This window comes from Streptomyces sp. F001, assembly GCF_004187715.1.
GTDB lineage: Bacteria > Actinomycetota > Actinomycetes > Streptomycetales > Streptomycetaceae > Streptomyces > Streptomyces flavusporus.
Window position 1 is genome coordinate 102,838 of the sequence record NZ_QZWF01000005.1, and the last position, 14,541, is coordinate 117,378.

Here is a 14,541-nt window from a genome sequence, read left to right on the forward strand (position 1 = left end):
AAGGCCCCCGGAGCCAGGAGCTCCGGGGGCCTTCGTCATGCTGGGGATGTCAGATCTCGTACGACTTCCTGGGCACCGCCAGCTCCGCCGCCCCGTCGTAGACCGCGCGGGCGTCGGCCAGGTTGACCTGCGGGTCGGTCCACGGGGGGATGTGGGTGAGGAGCAGTCGGCGGGCTCCTGCCCGCGCGGCCGTCTCGCCCGCCTCGCGGCCGTTGAGGTGCAGGTCGGGGATCTTTTCCTTGCCGTGGGTGAAGGCGGCCTCGCACAGGAACAGGTCGACGTCCCGGGCGAGTTCGTCCAGTGCCGTGCTGACGCCCGTGTCGCCGGAGTAGGTCAGGGTCCGTCCGCCGTGCTCGATGCGGATGCCGTAGGCCTCGACGGGGTGGGCCACCCGTTCGGTGTGGACGGTGAAGGGGCCGATCTCGAAGGTGGACGGCTTGACCGTGTGGAAGTCGAAGACCTCGCTCATCGAGGAGGCCGAGGGGGTGTCGGCGTACGCGGTGGTCAGGCGGTGTTCGGTGCCCTCGGGGCCGTAGACCGGGAGGGGGGCGCAGCGGCCACCGTCGTGCCGGTAGTAGCGCGCCACGAAGTAGGCGCACATGTCGATGCAGTGGTCGGCGTGCAGATGGCTGAGGAAGATCGCGTCGAGGTCGTAGAGACCGCAGTGGCGCTGCAGCTCGCCCAGGGCGCCGTTGCCCATGTCGAGGAGCAGCCGGAAGCCGTCGGCCTCGACGAGGTAGCTCGAGCAGGCCGATTCCGCGGACGGGAACGACCCCGAGCAGCCGACGACGGTGAGCTTCATGAAGCAGAAACCTCCGCTGGCGGATGTGGAGAAAACGGGGGTCGTGCGGTCCGTCGAGCGTAAGGCGCAAAACCGTTGGTCGCTCCTCCACCAAGGGCCGTTGTGGGCGAACTCACCTGTGCTGTCACCGGTTCGGCTGGATGTGGGGCGCATGGGGTGTGGGACAGGGCGCGCGACCTGATGCGTGCGCCGGTAACGTCATCGTATGGACACGTCCTGGTGGTTGGCACTCGCGGCGGTGATACTGCTCGCGCTCGTTGCCGCGCTCGTCGACGGCTGGGGGCGGCGGCGTCCCGAGGGCCGTCGCACGCGGCCGCCGGGGCGGGCGGAGCGGTCGCGGGCGGCGCAGCGGCCGCGGGCCGCGGAGATCTGGTGGGCGAACGTGCCCTACGAGGACGGTCCCGGCGCGAAGGACCGGCCGTGTCTGGTGCTGGCGGTGCACGGGCGGCGGGCGACGGTCGCGAAGATCACCAGCAGGTTCCACGACGAGCGGGCCGGGGTGATACCCCTGCCGCCGGGCTCGGTCGGGGACACCCAGGGCCGGGCGAGTTTCCTGGAGACGGACGAGCTGCGGGAGGTCGCGGTGTGGGACTTCCGGCGGCGGGTGGGGGTGGTGGACCCGGTCCTGTGGGACCAGGTCCGTCACCTCGCGACGTAGCTCCGCTGGAGGGCCGGTTCGCCGTCTGCGGGCCGGTGGGGGCTGGTCTCGCCCACGCGGCGGTTAGCCGCATATCGACTACAGCCCCGCGCCCCTGGGCCGGCTGCTCATGCCCAGAGTTGACCCTGCAACGTCTCGATCGCTTCCTCCGTCGTCGCCGCCGTGTACACCCCCGTCGACAGATACTTCCAGCCGCCGTCGGCCACGATGAACACGATGTCGGCGCTCTCGCCGGCCTTGATCGCCTTCCTTCCGACGCCGATCGCCGCGTGCAGGGCGGCACCGGTGGAGACGCCCGCGAAGATGCCCTCCTGCTGGAGGAGTTCCCGGGTGCGGGTGACCGCGTCGGCGGAGCCGACCGAGAAGCGGGTGGTGAGGACGGAGGCGTCGTACAGCTCGGGTACGAAGCCCTCGTCGAGGTTGCGCAGGCCGTACACCAGGTCGTCGTAGCGGGGCTCCGCGGCGACGATCTTCACGTCCGGCTTGTGCTCACGCAGATAGCGGCCGACGCCCATCAGCGTGCCCGTCGTCCCCAGTCCGGCCACGAAGTGGGTGATGGAGGGGAGGTCGGCGAGGATCTCGGGGCCGGTGGTGGCGTAGTGGGCGCCGGCGTTGTCCGGGTTGCCGTACTGGTAGAGCATCACCCAGTCGGGGTGCTCGGCGGCCAGCTCCTTGGCGACGCGTACGGCGGTGTTGGAGCCGCCCGCGGCCGGGGAGGAGATGATCTCGGCGCCCCACATGCCGAGCAGGTCCCGGCGTTCCGTGGAGGTGTTCTCGGGCATCACGCACACCATGCGGTAGCCCTTGAGCTTGGCCGCCATGGCCAGTGAGATGCCGGTGTTGCCGGAGGTGGGCTCGAGGATGGTGCAGCCCGGGGTCAGCCGGCCGTCCTTCTCCGCCTGCTCGATCATGTGCAGGGCGGGACGGTCCTTGACCGAGCCGGTCGGGTTGCGGTCCTCCAGCTTGGCCCAGATCCGGACGTCGGCGGACGGCGAGAGCCGCGGCAGGCGCACCAACGGGGTGTTGCCCACCGCAGCCAGCGGGGAGTCGTAACGCATCGGTGGTCAGAGACCTCAGGCCATGCCGCCGGCCACGGCCGGCAGGATCGTGACGCTGTCGCCGTCGGACAGCTTGGTGTTGATGCCGTCGAGGAAGCGGACGTCCTCGTCGTTCAGGTAGACGTTGACGAAGCGGCGCAGCTGGTCGCCGTCCACGATGCGGGCCTGGATTCCCGTGTGCCGGGCGTCGAGGTCGGCGAACAGCTCGGCGAGGTGCACTGCCTTCGACCGGGGTCGGCGTCGGTCGACGAAGCTCGGCGAGATGGTGGGGATGCGGACCTCGATGGCCATGGCTCAGGGCTCCTGTCGGGAGTGGTCAGGTCGGTGGGCGCGCGGCAGCGCAGCTACAGCAGGTCGTGCGTGATGAGGCGCCGCGGCTCACGGCCGTACGGCGGGCAGGGCAGCGTCAACAGATGGCGCTGGCGAGCCTGCACAGGTCGACGTGCAGCCGCGCCACGAGCAGTGCGCCCGGCGTCTTCTCGCTCACGTCGTGGAAAACCATGGGCTCATCGTATCGATTCCCGGTCCGGGTCCTGGAATGTGATCTCGGATAGTGGATGAATTCTGACCGAATCCCGGGATCAGTAGGCCTCCACGACCTTGACCTCCTCCTCCGTCACCTCGCCGTCGATGATCCGGAACGACCGGAACTGGAACTCGCCGGCCCCGTCGGTGTCCGCGGTGGAGACCAGGACGTAGTGCGCGCCGGGCTCGTTGGCGTAGGAGATGTCGGTGCGGGAGGGGTAGGCCTCGGTGGCCGTGTGGGAGTGGTAGATGATCACCGGCTCCTCGTCGCGGTCGTCCATCTCGCGGTAGAGCTTGAGGAGGTCGCCGGAGTCGAACTCGTAGAACGTGGGTGAGCGGGCGGCGTTCAGCATCGGGATGAAGCGCTCCGGGCGGCCCGAGCCCACCGGGCCCGCGACCACGCCGCACGCCTCGTCGGGGTGGTCCTCGCGCGCGTGGGCGACGATCTGGTCGAAGAGGGCCTGGGTGAGGGTCAGCATGCTGGCCAGGATAAGCAGAAGGGCCGCCCCGTACCGAGGGGTGGTACGGGGCGGCCCACATGCCGGACGTCCTGAGCGGCAGCGGCAGGGAGTGCCACGAGTACTCCCTGCCGCCAGGGCCGTCCGGTGGTCGTCAGCCGACCTTCTCGAACTCCGGCGTGCGGCGCTCGGCGATCTCCGGGTTGCGGGCCTTGAGGACGGCCCAGCCGACGGCCAGGGCGGCGGCCCAGCCGGCCATCACGTAGAGGCAGACGCGGGCGTCGGCGTCGTAGGCGATGATGCCGGTCACGAAGAGCAGGAACGCGATGGCGATGTAGGAGCACACCGCGCCGCCCGGCGCAGGGAAGGACGAGGCGGGCAGCCGGCCCGCGACCACCGCGCGGCGGTACAGGACGTGGCTGACCAGGATCATCAGCCAGGTCCAGATGCCGGCGGCGGTGGCGATGGAGGTGACGTAGCCGAAGGCCTTCTCCGGGACGACGTAGTTCAGGATCACGCCGATGCCCATGAAGCACACGGAGACGAGGATGCCCAGGGCGGGCGTCTTGGTCGACGACAGCTTGGTGAAGGCCCGGGGGGCCTCGCCGCTCTCGGCCAGGTTCCGCAGCATGCGGCCCGTCGAGTACATGCCGGAGTTGCAGGACGACAGCGCCGCGGTGAGCACGACGAAGTTGACGATGGCCGCGCCCGCCGGGATGCCGATCTGCGCGAAGGCCTCGACGAACGGGCTGACGCCTGGCGCGAACTCCGTCCACTTCACGACGCAGAGGATGACGGTGAGGGCACCGACGTAGAACAGGGCGATGCGCCACGGCAGGGTGTTGATCGCCTTGGGGAGGGTCTTCTCCGGGTTCTCGGACTCGCCGGCCGTGACACCGACCAGCTCGACGGCGAGGTAGGCGAACATGACGCCCTGGAGGGTCATCAGGGACGAACCGATGCCCTTGGGGAAGAAGCCGTCGAAGGCCCAGAGGTTGGAGACGGCCGCCGTGTCACCGGCGCTGCTGAAGCCGAAGGTCAGCACGCCGAGGCCGATCACGATCATGCCGATCAGGGCGGTGACCTTGACCATCGAGAACCAGAACTCCAGCTCGCCGAAGAGCTTCACGGAGATCAGGTTGACCCCGAACAGGATCACCAGGAAGACCAGTGCCGTCACCCATTGCGGAATGGACGGGAACCAGTAGTTGACGTAGATCGCGGCGGCGGTGAGTTCCGCCATGCCGGTGACCACCCACATCAGCCAGTACGTCCAGCCGGTGAAGTAGCCGAAGAACGGGCCGAGGAACTCGCGGGAGTACTCCGCGAAGGAGCCCGAGACAGGGCGGTAGAGCAGGAGCTCACCGAGCGCCCGCATGATGAAGAAGATGATCACGCCCGCGAGGGCGTACATGAGGATCAGGCTGGGCCCGGCCTTGGCGATGTTCGCCCCGGCACCCAGGAACAGGCCGACGCCGATGGCGCCGCCGATCGCGATCATCTGGACCTGACGGCTGCCGAGTCCCCGCTCGTACCCCTCTTCAGGGGCTTCGGTGACCTTCGCAGAGGTCATGTGTAGTGCGCCTTTCTCCATGCCGACCCCGGCCTCTCGTCGGCCTCGGATCGGGTTTCGATCCCCCCGGATTGATGGAGCTGAGCGGCCTCCCCGGGCCGCTCGTGCCTGGCCGGCGGTCGCCGGCTGGTGGCGCACCCGGCGGACATAAGGGTGGTGTTCGCCGGGCGGTCGTGAAGATTTATCACGGCCGCAACTCTGATCACCCGGCGACCCTGTGGCGCATCACACAGGAAGAAGCGGACAGACCGCACCTTAAACACGCATATAACGCAGGCGAGGTAACGGGATCGTTATTCGGATTTGAGTGTCCGCTGAGCGAACACAAGATCCGCATATTTACGACATCAGTGTGCCGACCAACGTTTCCTGGAGCCCGCCCAGCCACAGATACGCCATCACCATCGGCTTACGCGGGTCCTCGTCCGGCAGCCGGTAGAGAAGGTCGCTGTCGTCCTCGTCGGTGATCTCCAGCCGGGAACCGATGGCCAGGCGCAGGTCGTTGAGGGCGCCGAGCCACTGCTGGGACTGCTCCACCGTCAGCTCCAGGACCGCCCCGCCGTCCCCCGCGGACGTCAGCGTGTCCAGTGAGCGGATCACCGCGAGGGCGTTCTCACGCTTACCGGCGCGCAGGTCGTTCTCGGTGTAGCGGCGGAACTCGGCGGAGTACGCCTTCTCCTCCTCGGCCGCCTCGGGCCCCGGCGTCCCCTCGGGGTCGCGGTAGGCGTCCGGGAACAGGCGCTGGAGCACCGGATCGGAGGGCGGTTCGCTGGGTCCCTCGGCGAACAGCTCGGCGAGCGGGTCGGCGGAGGCGTCCTCGCCGGGGCCGGGGCCGATGAGTTCCAGGAGCTGGACGGCCAGCGACCGGATGATGGAGATCTCGACGTCGTCGAGGGCGACGGCCGCGCCGCCGCCGGGGAGCGGTTCGAAGGTTCCTGGCATGGCGGCGATCGCTACTTCCGGTCCTGCTGGAGGGTGGCCCACAGACCGTAGCCGTGCATGGCCTGCACGTCGCGTTCCATCTCCTCGCGGCTGCCGCTGGAGACGACCGCCCGGCCCTTGTGGTGGACGTCGAGCATGAGCTTGGTGGCCTTGTCCTTGGAGTAGCCGAAGTACGACTGGAAGACGTACGTCACATAGCTCATGAGGTTGACCGGGTCGTTGTGGACGATCGTGACCCAGGGGACGTCGGGCTCTGGTACGGCAGAGACCTCCTCCGCCGACTCGGTGCGTTCGATCTCGATGGGAGCGGCTGACGTCACATGTCCCATGCTGCCATGCGCCCGCTAAATCGTCACACTGACGAAATGGGGGTACCATCGGTTGCCATGAGCACAGCGGACATTGGGCTGCCAGAAAAGGAAGAGCGCGAAGCGCATCCGCAGAAGGGTGGTGGTGGGCGACGGGTGGGAGTTCCGTCTACGGCGCTCTTCACGGACCAGTACGAGCTGACGATGCTCCAGGCCGCTCTGAAGGCGGGCACGGCCGGGCGGCGCAGTGTCTTCGAGGTCTTCACCCGGCGGCTGCCGGAGGGGCGCCGCTACGGCGTGGTGGCGGGCACCGGCCGTGTCCTGGACGCCGTCGAGAACTTCCGCTTCGACGCTGGCGTCCTCGGCTTCCTGCGCGCACACGGGATCGTCGGCGAGGAGACCCTGGACTGGCTCGCGGACTACCGGTTCAGCGGCGACATCTGGGGCTATCCCGAGGGCGAGGTGTACTTCCCGGGCTCGCCGGTCATGCGGGTCGAGGGGTCGTTCGCCGAGTGTGTGCTGCTGGAGACGGTGATCCTCTCCATCCTCAACCACGACTCCGCGATCGCCGCGGCCGCCTCGCGCATGGCGTCGGCGGCCGGGGAGCGCCCGCTGATCGAGATGGGCGCCCGCCGCACCCACGAGCTGGCCGCCGTCGCCGCGGCGCGCGCCGCGTACGTCGGCGGTTTCGCCTCCACCTCCGACCTGGCGGCCGGCTTCCGCTACGGCATCCCCACGGTCGGCACGTCCGCGCACGCGTTCACCCTGCTGCACGACCGCGAGCGGGACGCCTTCCAGGCCCAGGTCAACACCATGGGCCGCGGGACCACCCTGCTGGTGGACACCTACGACGTCGCCGAGGCGGTCCGTACGGCCGTGGAGGTCGCCGGTCCCGAGCTGGGCGCCGTCCGGATCGACTCCGGTGACCTGCTGCTGGTCGCGCACCGGGTGCGGCAGCAGCTGGACGAGCTGGGGGCCACGAACACGAAGATCATCGTGACCTCGGATCTCGACGAGTACGCCATCGCCTCGCTCGCCGCGGCGCCCGTGGACGCGTACGGCGTCGGTACGCGGCTGGTCACCGGCTCCGGGCACCCGACCTGCTCCATGGTGTACAAGCTGGTCGCCCGCGCCGGGTCCGCCGACCCGAAGGCGCCACTGGTGCCGGTGGCGAAGAAGGCCACCGGCGGCAAGACGTCCATCGGCGGCCGCAAGTGGGCCGCGCGCCGGCTGGACGAGCAGGGCATCGCGGAGGCGGAGGTGGTCGGTACCGGGCCGGTACCGGACGGGCTCGTCGACCGGCAGCTCCTGGTCGAGCTGGTCAAGGGCGGCGAGGTGGTCGCCCGCGAGCCGCTCGACACCCCGCGCGAGCGGCACATCGCCGCCCTCGCCGCTCTGCCGCTCTCGGCTACGCAGCTGTCCCAGGGGGAACCCGTCATTCCGACGGAGTACGTCAACGAGGGTTCCGCGGGTTAGGGGTGCGCGCCGGTGGTGCCCCCTCCCGCACCGTCCCCGAAGTCTCTAGGCTCGGAGGTTCAGGTTCGTCACCGGCCGGGCCCGCACCTCTCGGCACCGTGACCGAAGAGACCCCATAGCCGCCCCATAGCCGAAGGACACCGACCATGCGCCGCGCCTTGATCGTCGTAGACGTGCAGAACGATTTCTGCGAAGGGGGCAGCCTCCCGGTGGCCGGAGGTGCCGATGTGGCCGCCGCGATCACCGAGCTGATCGGGCAGGCCCCCGCCGGGTACCGCCATGTCGTGGCGACCCGCGACCACCACATCGCCCCCGGCGGCCACTTCGCGGACAACCCCGACTTCGCCCACTCCTGGCCCGCGCACTGCGTCGCGGGCACGGAGGGGGTCGGCTTCCATCCGAACTTCGCCCCGGCCGTCGCGTCCGGCTCGATCGACGCCGTGTTCGACAAGGGGGCGTACTCGGCGGCGTACAGCGGGTTCGAGGGGGTCGACGAGAACGGCGTGTCCCTGGCCGACTGGCTGAAGGCCCGGTCGATCGACGAGGTGGACGTGGTCGGCATCGCCACCGACCACTGCGTACGGGCCACCGCCCTGGACGCCGCGCGGGAGGGTTTCCGTACGCATGTGCTGCTGGACCTCACCGCCGGGGTGGCCCCGGAGAGCACCGAGCGGGCGCTGGAGGAGCTGCGGGAAGCGGGCGTGGAGCTGTCCGGGAAGCCGGTCGTTCAGTAGGGGCGGGCCTTACACCTGTGCCGTCGGCTGTCTGAGCAGGGCCCTGATCGGGCGCCACAGCTCCATGGGACCGACTTCGCTGTCGGGGACCGTGCGCCATATCAGACCGTCGGGGTGGTGCAGGACCGCGGTGATCTCGTCCGGGGTCGGCGGGGCCGCGTTGCCGCGCAGGTAGATCGCGCGCAGGCCGAGGTTGCGCAGCCGGGTCAGGGCACGGGCCCGGTTCCGGGCGTGCACCAGGACACGCACTCCGGCCGGGCCGTCGGCGGCGGGGCTGGGCAGGTTCAGCGCCACGACCACCGTGCCGTTCGGCAGCTTGCAGAAACCTCCTGCGGCCATGCAGTCACATCCCCGTTCGCTCAGGTGTCAATAAGAGAGCCATCAGGACGCACCTAAACACGATCGGCGGCAACCCGCCAGGGGTTACCGCCGATACGTTTCTGACCTGCGGAAATGCTGCTTACTTCACCGCGGGGCCGACTTGGAGCAAGATCGTCGAGCCGTTCTTGGCCTCCTTGACGATCCTGATCTTGGTGTTGGTGTCAGTGATCTTGACGCCGCCGGCCTTGTTGCTCTCGTCGTAGTAGGTGCTGGTGTGGTCGTTGAAGACCGGCACGCCCTTCGACGACGGGATCCGCGTCGCGACGTCCGCCTTGTGCAGCGTGATGCCGTCCGTGCGGTACAGGCTGAACGGCGCGTCGTAGGTCTGGATGCGGTTGCGCATCAGCGTGCCGTCGGACCACTTCAGCGCGGTCGGGTGGGAGTCGACGGGCAGGAGCAGGCCCACGCCCGGGTGCTGGCTGGTGTTGTTGTCGGCCTGGGAGGTGTCCCACTTCCAGATCAACAGGCCGTTCTGGTACGGGAAGTGCTCGACCCAGGACGGACGGGTGGTGGCGAAGCCGAAGTTGTACGGGCCGACCTTCAGGGTCTTGTCGTACGACACGTACTGGCGGTTCTCGGCGATGTAGTACTGCGCGTACTCCTTGGTGAACGACGCGCCGATCCGGGAGAAGCCGGTCGCCGTCCAAGCCACGTCCGCGCTCTCCGCGTTGTCCGTGAACAGCGCGGTGCCGTCGGCGGTCACGGAGATCTGGTCGGCCGCGAAGCCCTTCTCCGCGACACCGCCGTCGGTGGCGTAGCGGAAGCGCAGCTCGATCTTCTTGCCCGCGTAGGCGTCGAGGGAGTACGACAGCTTCTTGTACTGCTCGGAGAAGCCGGTCAACGCCGGCTTGTCGCTGCCGTCGCGCGGGATGGCCTGGCCGTCCGCCGTGCCGTCGACCGCCGTCCAGTTGGCGCCGCCGTCGGTGGACACCTCGGCGTAGAGGTAGTCGTAGTCGGCCTCGATCGCCCACCAGCCGTCCAGCGTCAGGGTCGCCGAGGACTTGCCGGTGAGATCCACGGAGCGGCTGAGCGTGTTCTTCAGGTTGTTTCCGCTGCCGCTCCACCACTGAGTCGCACCCTGTGCAGGAGGAACGAGCTCGGTGGTGACCGCCTTCTTGGGCAGCTCGACCACCAGGGCCTGCTTGTTCTTGGTGTTGTACTCGGCGACGCCCAGCTTGTGCGTCGACTTCGTGGCCGCCTTGGCGACGTCGTAGTCGAGCCAGCCCAGCTGGAGCTTGTCCCAGGCGGTCATGTCGCCGGGCAGGTCGCCGATGGTGTCCTTGCCGGTGCCGAGCCAGGAACCGGACGACATCAGCGTCCAGAAGCCGGTGGAGTTCTCGCCGCCGTTGGTGTCGTAGTGGTCCGGCAGACCGAGGTCGTGGCCGTACTCGTGGGCGAAGACGCCGAGTCCGCCGTTCTCCGGCTGGATGGTGTAGTCGCCGACCCAGATACCGCTGTCGCCGATCTGTGTGCCGCCGAGCCGGTTGCCGTCGGGGCCGGTGGAGCCGGCGTCGGTGCCGAACGCGTACCAGCGGTGGGCCCAGATCGCGTCCTCGCCCTGCGCGCCGCCGCCCGCGGACTCGTCCTCGCCGGCGTGCACGATCTGGAAGTGGTCGATGTAGCCGTCGCGTTCGTTGAAGTCGCCGTCGCCGTCGAAGTCGTAGCGGTCCCACTGGTCGTACTCGGCGAGCTTGGCCTTGATCTCCGCGTCGGTCTTGCCGGCTGCCTTCTGCTGGTCGGCCCACGCGTTGACGCCGTCCTGCACCGCGTACCAGGCGCAGTTGTCGGGGTCGCACTTGTTGGAGCCGTAACGGGCCTCGTTGTAGGGGACCTTGACCCAGTCGGTGACCTCGCCCTCGATGGAGTAGCGGCCCGAGGACTGCTTCTCGTAGTAGGTCTTCATCGAGGCGGTGCCGTCGCCGAAGTAGAGGTCCTGGAAGTGCTCGCGGTTGTAGTCCGCCTGCCAGGCCGTGCTGTTGTCCTGCTTGCGGTCCGGCTCGGCGATCTGGTTGTGCAGCGGGCCGGGGGTGCCGCCGTAGCGGCTGTCGATCTGGTCGCCGAACTCGACCAGAACGGTGAAGATCTTGTCCGTCTTCTCCCGGCCGAGTTCGACGTACTTGCTGTGGCCCTTACGGCTCTCGAGCTCGACGACCTTGGAGCCCTTGCGCTCCTCGACCTCGGCCTCGCCGGATATGACCTGCTTCAGGGCCTCTTCGCGCTGAGCTTCGACGGTTTTGGTGAGCGGGCCGTCGAGGTCGTGCTCGTGCTCGTCGTGCGCCTCGGGTGTCGCCGGGTCCCTCCGCTCTACGGCGGCGGAGTCGGCGGGATCGCCCTGCGCCACCGCGTAGGTGGAGAACATGGCGGTCGCCGCCGCGAATGCGACCGCGGTCGCGGTCGCTCTGAACGTCCAGGGTCTGCTGGTCACTTGAGATCCTCCCCCGCGTCCGGGCGCGCGGAAGGAGAGGGCCCGGTCATGGAGCGCTCCGCGCGCGCGTGATCAACGCGTGTAGTCAAGTGACGACATTTGACTAGAGGTTGAGGAGAAAAGACAGACCTTGACTTGAGCAGGACAACTGCATTATGCGGAGACGACGTTTCGCTCACCGAACAGTGTGCTTCGCTCAACGGGCGCGCAGGACCGTCCACTTGTCGGACTGCATGAATCGGTGCGCCCCTTATGCATCGGCACTGTTGGTCATCTCACGCTTACGGTTCGTTCCACTCGGGCATGCACGCGAATAGATTCTGTCCGCACCCTCCCCCAAGCGAGAGGCACGGGGGGAGACCACCCCCACTTTCTAGGACTCGATTGCCATGCCTCGTCCGACTGCCGTACAGCTCGCCTACGGTTCGTTGACCGTCATCGCCTCGACGCTCGCCATGCTGCTGCTGTCACAGACGAGTTCGGATGCGGGGATCGCGGTCATCGCCGTCGCGGCGCTCGTCCTCGGGCTGCTGGTCGCCCTGACGGTACCCGTGCCGAAGCGCACACCGACCGTCGTACGGCGCTCCGCCCCGGCCTCCCGCGTGGCGGCTCCGGTCCCGGCGGCACCCGAGCCGGTACGGGAGCCGACGTCCGGCGTCACGTCGCGCTGACCACCACCGTCTTGGCCGCCTTGTCGTGCAGGCCCTGTTTGTAGGGCTTGTCGAAGAAGCTCCAGCCGCCGCAGATCACCGTCCAGAGGCAGGCACAGCAGAACGCGAACGGAATCCAGAGCACCGCGGAGCGGATCAGCGCGGTCTGCACCGAGGGCGTGGCGCCGTTGTCGAGGTTGGCCACCCGCATGCCGAGCCACTTCTTGCCCAGTGTCTGCCCCCACTTGCTGATCATGAAGGTGTCGTACGCCATGAAGAGCACGGCGGCGATGGTGGACTGCGCGAGGGAGCTGCCGGTGTCGACCTCGTCGGCGCCCACGCCGTACTCGTCGACGTTGAAACCCCAGGCGAGCAGCCAGACGACGACGCCGACGAGGATCATGTCGATGATGCGGGCGAGCGTGCGCTTGCCGCTGTCGGCGAGCGGGGGCATGCCCGCGAGCGGCTCCTCGGGGCCGCCGCCATAAGGGCCGCCGCCGTACGGGGGTGGCTGGCCACCGCCGTAGGGAGGTGGCTGGTCACCGCCGTACGGCGGGGGTTCCTGGCCGCCCGGGGGCGAGTCGTACGGTGAGCCGGCCCCCTCGCCGGGCGGGGGCTGCTTCTTGAACGGATCGTCCTCCGGCGGCTGTCCGCCGGATCCGGGGGGCGGTTCGGTGCTCATGGCCCGAGTGGACCGCGAACCCTCCCCCCGCGCATCCGGCGAGCGGCCGTCCGGGGGTACAGAATTACCTGGTCACCCGGGTGGAGGTCACCCTGCGACGAACGTGTGTGCGGCCTTGTCGTGCCAGCACTGGTGCCACGGCTTGTCGAACAGGCACCACAGGACACCGATGAGACCGACGCAGAGCAGTCCGGGGACGCTGTAGACCAGCCAGCGGCGCAGGGCCGCGCCGAAGGACGGAGCCTCGTGGGCCTCGATGTCCCGCACCTCCAGGCCGAGCAGTCGCTTGCCCAGCGTGCGGCCCCACTTGGCGGTCGGCAGCGCCTCGTAGAGGACACCGAAGAGGAGCAGGACGGCGAGGATGATGCCCAGGTAGGTGGACGTCGTGCCGTCGAGCAGCCAGACCGTGACCGTCCGGCCGGAGAGCTTGGCCTCGTCGATCTTGCCCTGGATGTGGTCGAGGGCCTGTGCGCCGAGCGGTACGGCGGCGACGGCGGTGACGGCGCCGATGACCACGGTGTCGATCAGGCGGGCGGCCAGCCGCTTGCCGAGCGCCGCGGGCCGCGCCGCCGCTTGCCGCCGCGCCGCCGCCTGGAACGGGTCCTCGACCGGCGGCTTCCACGGTGCGACCGGCTGCTCGTCGGCCCCCGAGGTGCCGGCGAGATGGTGGACCTGCTGTGCCCAGGAGGACTGGCCGCCACCGGGGCCGCTGGTCACCGGGGCGGCGGTGCCTGGAGCGGCGGCCTGATGGGGCACACCGGGGGCGCGGACGAGGGGGTGGTGGACTGCGGGGTGGCCGGCGCCTCCTGCACACCGGCCTGCGCGGCCGACGCCACCTGCGCCTGCCCGGCCTGCACCGCGGCAGCGCGCGCCGCGGCCGCCTTTCCGGCACCGAAACCGGGGGCGCCCGATCCGGCGGAGGGCGCCGGGGTGGGGGCGCCGGGGCCGGAGGGGCCGGGGATTGATGCGCCGGGGCGGATGCGCCCGGGGCGGCGCCCGCCGGGGTGGAACCCGCCGGACCGGACACACCCGGGCCGGAACCCGCCAGGCCGGATACGCCCAGGGGGGAACCCGCCGGGGTGGCGCCCGCCGGGCCGGAACCCGCCAAGCCGGAGGCCCCCGCCGCGCCCGACGCTCGCGGCCCCGGCATGCCCGGGCTCCCGGGCTGCGCCCCCGGTGTCCCGTCCTGCTGACCCGTGCTGCGGGTGACGGCGCGGAAGGTCATCGTGCCCTCGTCCTCGGCGGCACCGTCCGTACCGGCGCCCGGGCCCTGGGAGTTGGCGGTCGGGCGGCGGAAGACGAACGTGTTGCCGCCGGCCGCGTCCGCGTCGGACGCGGCCGGCGGGATCGTCGCCGTGCCGTCCGTGCGAGCGGACTGGCCGTCGGGCGACGTGGGGGCGTCTGCGGGTACGCGCGGGTCGGCGCCCTGCGGTGCGCCCCAGGAGACGCGGCGGTCCTGGTCGCCGCCGAAGCCGGACTGCCGGGAGCGGTCGGCGCCCCATGCGGAGGCCGGCTCGGGCCGGCTGCCGTGCTGGGCGTCGGCGGGGCCGGCCTGGGCCTGCGGTTCGGGATCCTCGTCGAAGAAGTGCGGCCCGGTCTCCTCGACGGCGGGCTGCGCGGGGTGCGCGCCGGGCGGCGGCGCGAGCGGTTCGCCGTCGGCCGGGGCCGGACGGCTGGTGCCCGGCACCCAGGCGGCGCCGTTCCAGTACCGGACATATCCGGGAATGGAAGGGTCCGGGTAATAGCCCTCGCGGGGCCTGTCGTCGCCGGGTGCCGGGGTTGGGGCGCTCATGTCCGTCGTCCCGTATCTGCTCGGGGGTGTTATGGGGGCCTCCACATCTATCAGACCCGCCGGACCAGCACCGCCCG

15 protein-coding genes and 1 pseudogene are annotated in these 14,541 nt (G+C 69.8%); 4 read left to right on the forward strand and 12 right to left on the reverse strand.

What is annotated here, in order from left to right:
- Positions 1–49 precede the first annotated feature (49 nt).
- Positions 50–802 carry an MBL fold metallo-hydrolase gene (locus StrepF001_RS20680; protein WP_129799728.1) on the reverse strand — a complete coding sequence of 251 codons (753 nt, stop codon included), beginning with the start codon at positions 800–802 and terminating at the stop codon, positions 50–52.
- A 205-nt stretch (positions 803–1,007) separates the two neighbouring features.
- Here StrepF001_RS20680 and StrepF001_RS20685 point away from each other — a divergent pair, with 205 nt between their 5' ends.
- The gene (locus StrepF001_RS20685) at positions 1,008–1,460 is read left to right on the forward strand and encodes a type II toxin-antitoxin system PemK/MazF family toxin (protein WP_129799729.1); all 453 of its coding nucleotides are present in this window, start codon (positions 1,008–1,010) and stop codon (positions 1,458–1,460) included.
- A 107-nt stretch (positions 1,461–1,567) separates the two neighbouring features.
- Here StrepF001_RS20685 and StrepF001_RS20690 read toward each other — a convergent pair whose 3' ends face one another.
- The 7 genes from StrepF001_RS20690 to clpS all read right to left on the reverse strand — a co-directional run bounded on the left by StrepF001_RS20690 (position 1,568) and on the right by clpS (position 6,345).
- The gene (locus tag StrepF001_RS20690; RefSeq protein ID WP_129799730.1) at positions 1,568–2,518 is read right to left on the reverse strand and encodes a cysteine synthase; all 951 of its coding nucleotides are present in this window, start codon (positions 2,516–2,518) and stop codon (positions 1,568–1,570) included.
- A 15-nt stretch (positions 2,519–2,533) separates the two neighbouring features.
- Positions 2,534–2,809 carry a MoaD/ThiS family protein gene (locus StrepF001_RS20695; protein WP_129799731.1) on the reverse strand — a complete coding sequence of 92 codons (276 nt, stop codon included), beginning with the start codon at positions 2,807–2,809 and terminating at the stop codon, positions 2,534–2,536.
- Positions 2,810–2,924: 115 nt separating this feature from the next.
- Positions 2,925–3,020 carry a putative leader peptide gene (locus StrepF001_RS50105; RefSeq protein ID WP_309504872.1) on the reverse strand — a complete coding sequence of 32 codons (96 nt, stop codon included), beginning with the start codon at positions 3,018–3,020 and terminating at the stop codon, positions 2,925–2,927.
- A gap of 79 nt (positions 3,021–3,099) precedes the next feature.
- Entirely contained in the window at positions 3,100–3,522 is a 423-nt protein-coding gene (locus StrepF001_RS20700; protein ID WP_129799732.1) for a M67 family metallopeptidase, read from the reverse strand.
- A 133-nt stretch (positions 3,523–3,655) separates the two neighbouring features.
- Complete coding sequence (locus StrepF001_RS20705) at positions 3,656–5,074, reverse strand: amino acid permease (protein WP_129799733.1); 1,419 nt, start codon at positions 5,072–5,074, stop codon at positions 3,656–3,658.
- Positions 5,075–5,413: 339 nt separating this feature from the next.
- On the reverse strand, positions 5,414–6,016 hold the full coding sequence (locus StrepF001_RS20710) for a DUF2017 domain-containing protein (protein ID WP_129799734.1): 603 nt from the start codon (positions 6,014–6,016) through the stop codon (positions 5,414–5,416).
- Between the two features lie 11 nt (positions 6,017–6,027).
- Entirely contained in the window at positions 6,028–6,345 is a 318-nt protein-coding gene (clpS, locus tag StrepF001_RS20715) for an ATP-dependent Clp protease adapter ClpS (protein ID WP_129799735.1), read from the reverse strand.
- 135 nt (positions 6,346–6,480) lie between these two features.
- Here clpS and StrepF001_RS20720 point away from each other — a divergent pair, with 135 nt between their 5' ends.
- On the forward strand, positions 6,481–7,800 hold the full coding sequence (locus StrepF001_RS20720) for a nicotinate phosphoribosyltransferase (RefSeq protein ID WP_129800072.1): 1,320 nt from the start codon (positions 6,481–6,483) through the stop codon (positions 7,798–7,800).
- Positions 7,801–7,946: 146 nt separating this feature from the next.
- Positions 7,947–8,534 carry an isochorismatase family protein gene (locus StrepF001_RS20725; protein ID WP_129799736.1) on the forward strand — a complete coding sequence of 196 codons (588 nt, stop codon included), beginning with the start codon at positions 7,947–7,949 and terminating at the stop codon, positions 8,532–8,534.
- A 9-nt stretch (positions 8,535–8,543) separates the two neighbouring features.
- On the opposite strand, the gene StrepF001_RS20730 is transcribed toward StrepF001_RS20725, so the two are convergent.
- Both StrepF001_RS20730 and StrepF001_RS20735 read right to left on the reverse strand, forming a co-directional pair.
- Complete coding sequence (locus StrepF001_RS20730) at positions 8,544–8,873, reverse strand: hypothetical protein (protein WP_129799737.1); 330 nt, start codon at positions 8,871–8,873, stop codon at positions 8,544–8,546.
- 121 nt (positions 8,874–8,994) lie between these two features.
- Positions 8,995–11,340, reverse strand: coding sequence for an immune inhibitor A domain-containing protein (locus StrepF001_RS20735; RefSeq protein WP_129799738.1), 2,346 nt, complete (start codon positions 11,338–11,340; stop codon positions 8,995–8,997).
- Between the two features lie 389 nt (positions 11,341–11,729).
- Here StrepF001_RS20735 and StrepF001_RS20740 point away from each other — a divergent pair, with 389 nt between their 5' ends.
- Positions 11,730–12,011 carry a hypothetical protein gene (locus StrepF001_RS20740; protein ID WP_129799739.1) on the forward strand — a complete coding sequence of 94 codons (282 nt, stop codon included), beginning with the start codon at positions 11,730–11,732 and terminating at the stop codon, positions 12,009–12,011.
- Here StrepF001_RS20740 and StrepF001_RS20745 read toward each other — a convergent pair.
- Positions 11,998–12,672 (reverse strand): RDD family protein, encoded by a 675-nt coding sequence (locus StrepF001_RS20745; protein WP_129799740.1) that lies wholly within the window; start codon positions 12,670–12,672, stop codon positions 11,998–12,000. The genes StrepF001_RS20740 and StrepF001_RS20745 overlap by 14 nt on opposite strands.
- A gap of 87 nt (positions 12,673–12,759) precedes the next feature.
- A pseudogene (locus StrepF001_RS48115) lies at positions 12,760–14,464 on the reverse strand (RDD family protein).
- Between the last annotated feature and the right edge of the window lie 77 nt (positions 14,465–14,541).

What these genes read in the sequence shown, in the direction of transcription:
- StrepF001_RS20710 (WP_129799734.1), bottom strand. Translation starts at nt 6,016, where the DNA reads ATGCCAGGAACCTTCGAACCGCTCCCCGGCGGCGGCGCGGCCGTCGCC.
- StrepF001_RS20680 (WP_129799728.1), bottom strand. Translation starts at nt 802, where the DNA reads ATGAAGCTCACCGTCGTCGGCTGCTCGGGGTCGTTCCCGTCCGCGGAA.
- StrepF001_RS20700 (WP_129799732.1), bottom strand. Translation starts at nt 3,522, where the DNA reads ATGCTGACCCTCACCCAGGCCCTCTTCGACCAGATCGTCGCCCACGCG.
- StrepF001_RS20725 (WP_129799736.1), top strand. Translation starts at nt 7,947, where the DNA reads ATGCGCCGCGCCTTGATCGTCGTAGACGTGCAGAACGATTTCTGCGAA.
- StrepF001_RS20685 (WP_129799729.1), top strand. Translation starts at nt 1,008, where the DNA reads ATGGACACGTCCTGGTGGTTGGCACTCGCGGCGGTGATACTGCTCGCG.
- StrepF001_RS20740 (WP_129799739.1), top strand. Translation starts at nt 11,730, where the DNA reads ATGCCTCGTCCGACTGCCGTACAGCTCGCCTACGGTTCGTTGACCGTC.
- clpS (WP_129799735.1), bottom strand. Translation starts at nt 6,345, where the DNA reads ATGGGACATGTGACGTCAGCCGCTCCCATCGAGATCGAACGCACCGAG.
- StrepF001_RS20690 (WP_129799730.1), bottom strand. Translation starts at nt 2,518, where the DNA reads ATGCGTTACGACTCCCCGCTGGCTGCGGTGGGCAACACCCCGTTGGTG.
- StrepF001_RS20695 (WP_129799731.1), bottom strand. Translation starts at nt 2,809, where the DNA reads ATGGCCATCGAGGTCCGCATCCCCACCATCTCGCCGAGCTTCGTCGAC.
- StrepF001_RS20745 (WP_129799740.1), bottom strand. Translation starts at nt 12,672, where the DNA reads ATGAGCACCGAACCGCCCCCCGGATCCGGCGGACAGCCGCCGGAGGAC.
- StrepF001_RS50105 (WP_309504872.1), bottom strand. Translation starts at nt 3,020, where the DNA reads ATGGTTTTCCACGACGTGAGCGAGAAGACGCCGGGCGCACTGCTCGTG.
- StrepF001_RS20730 (WP_129799737.1), bottom strand. Translation starts at nt 8,873, where the DNA reads ATGGCCGCAGGAGGTTTCTGCAAGCTGCCGAACGGCACGGTGGTCGTG.
- StrepF001_RS20705 (WP_129799733.1), bottom strand. Translation starts at nt 5,074, where the DNA reads ATGACCTCTGCGAAGGTCACCGAAGCCCCTGAAGAGGGGTACGAGCGG.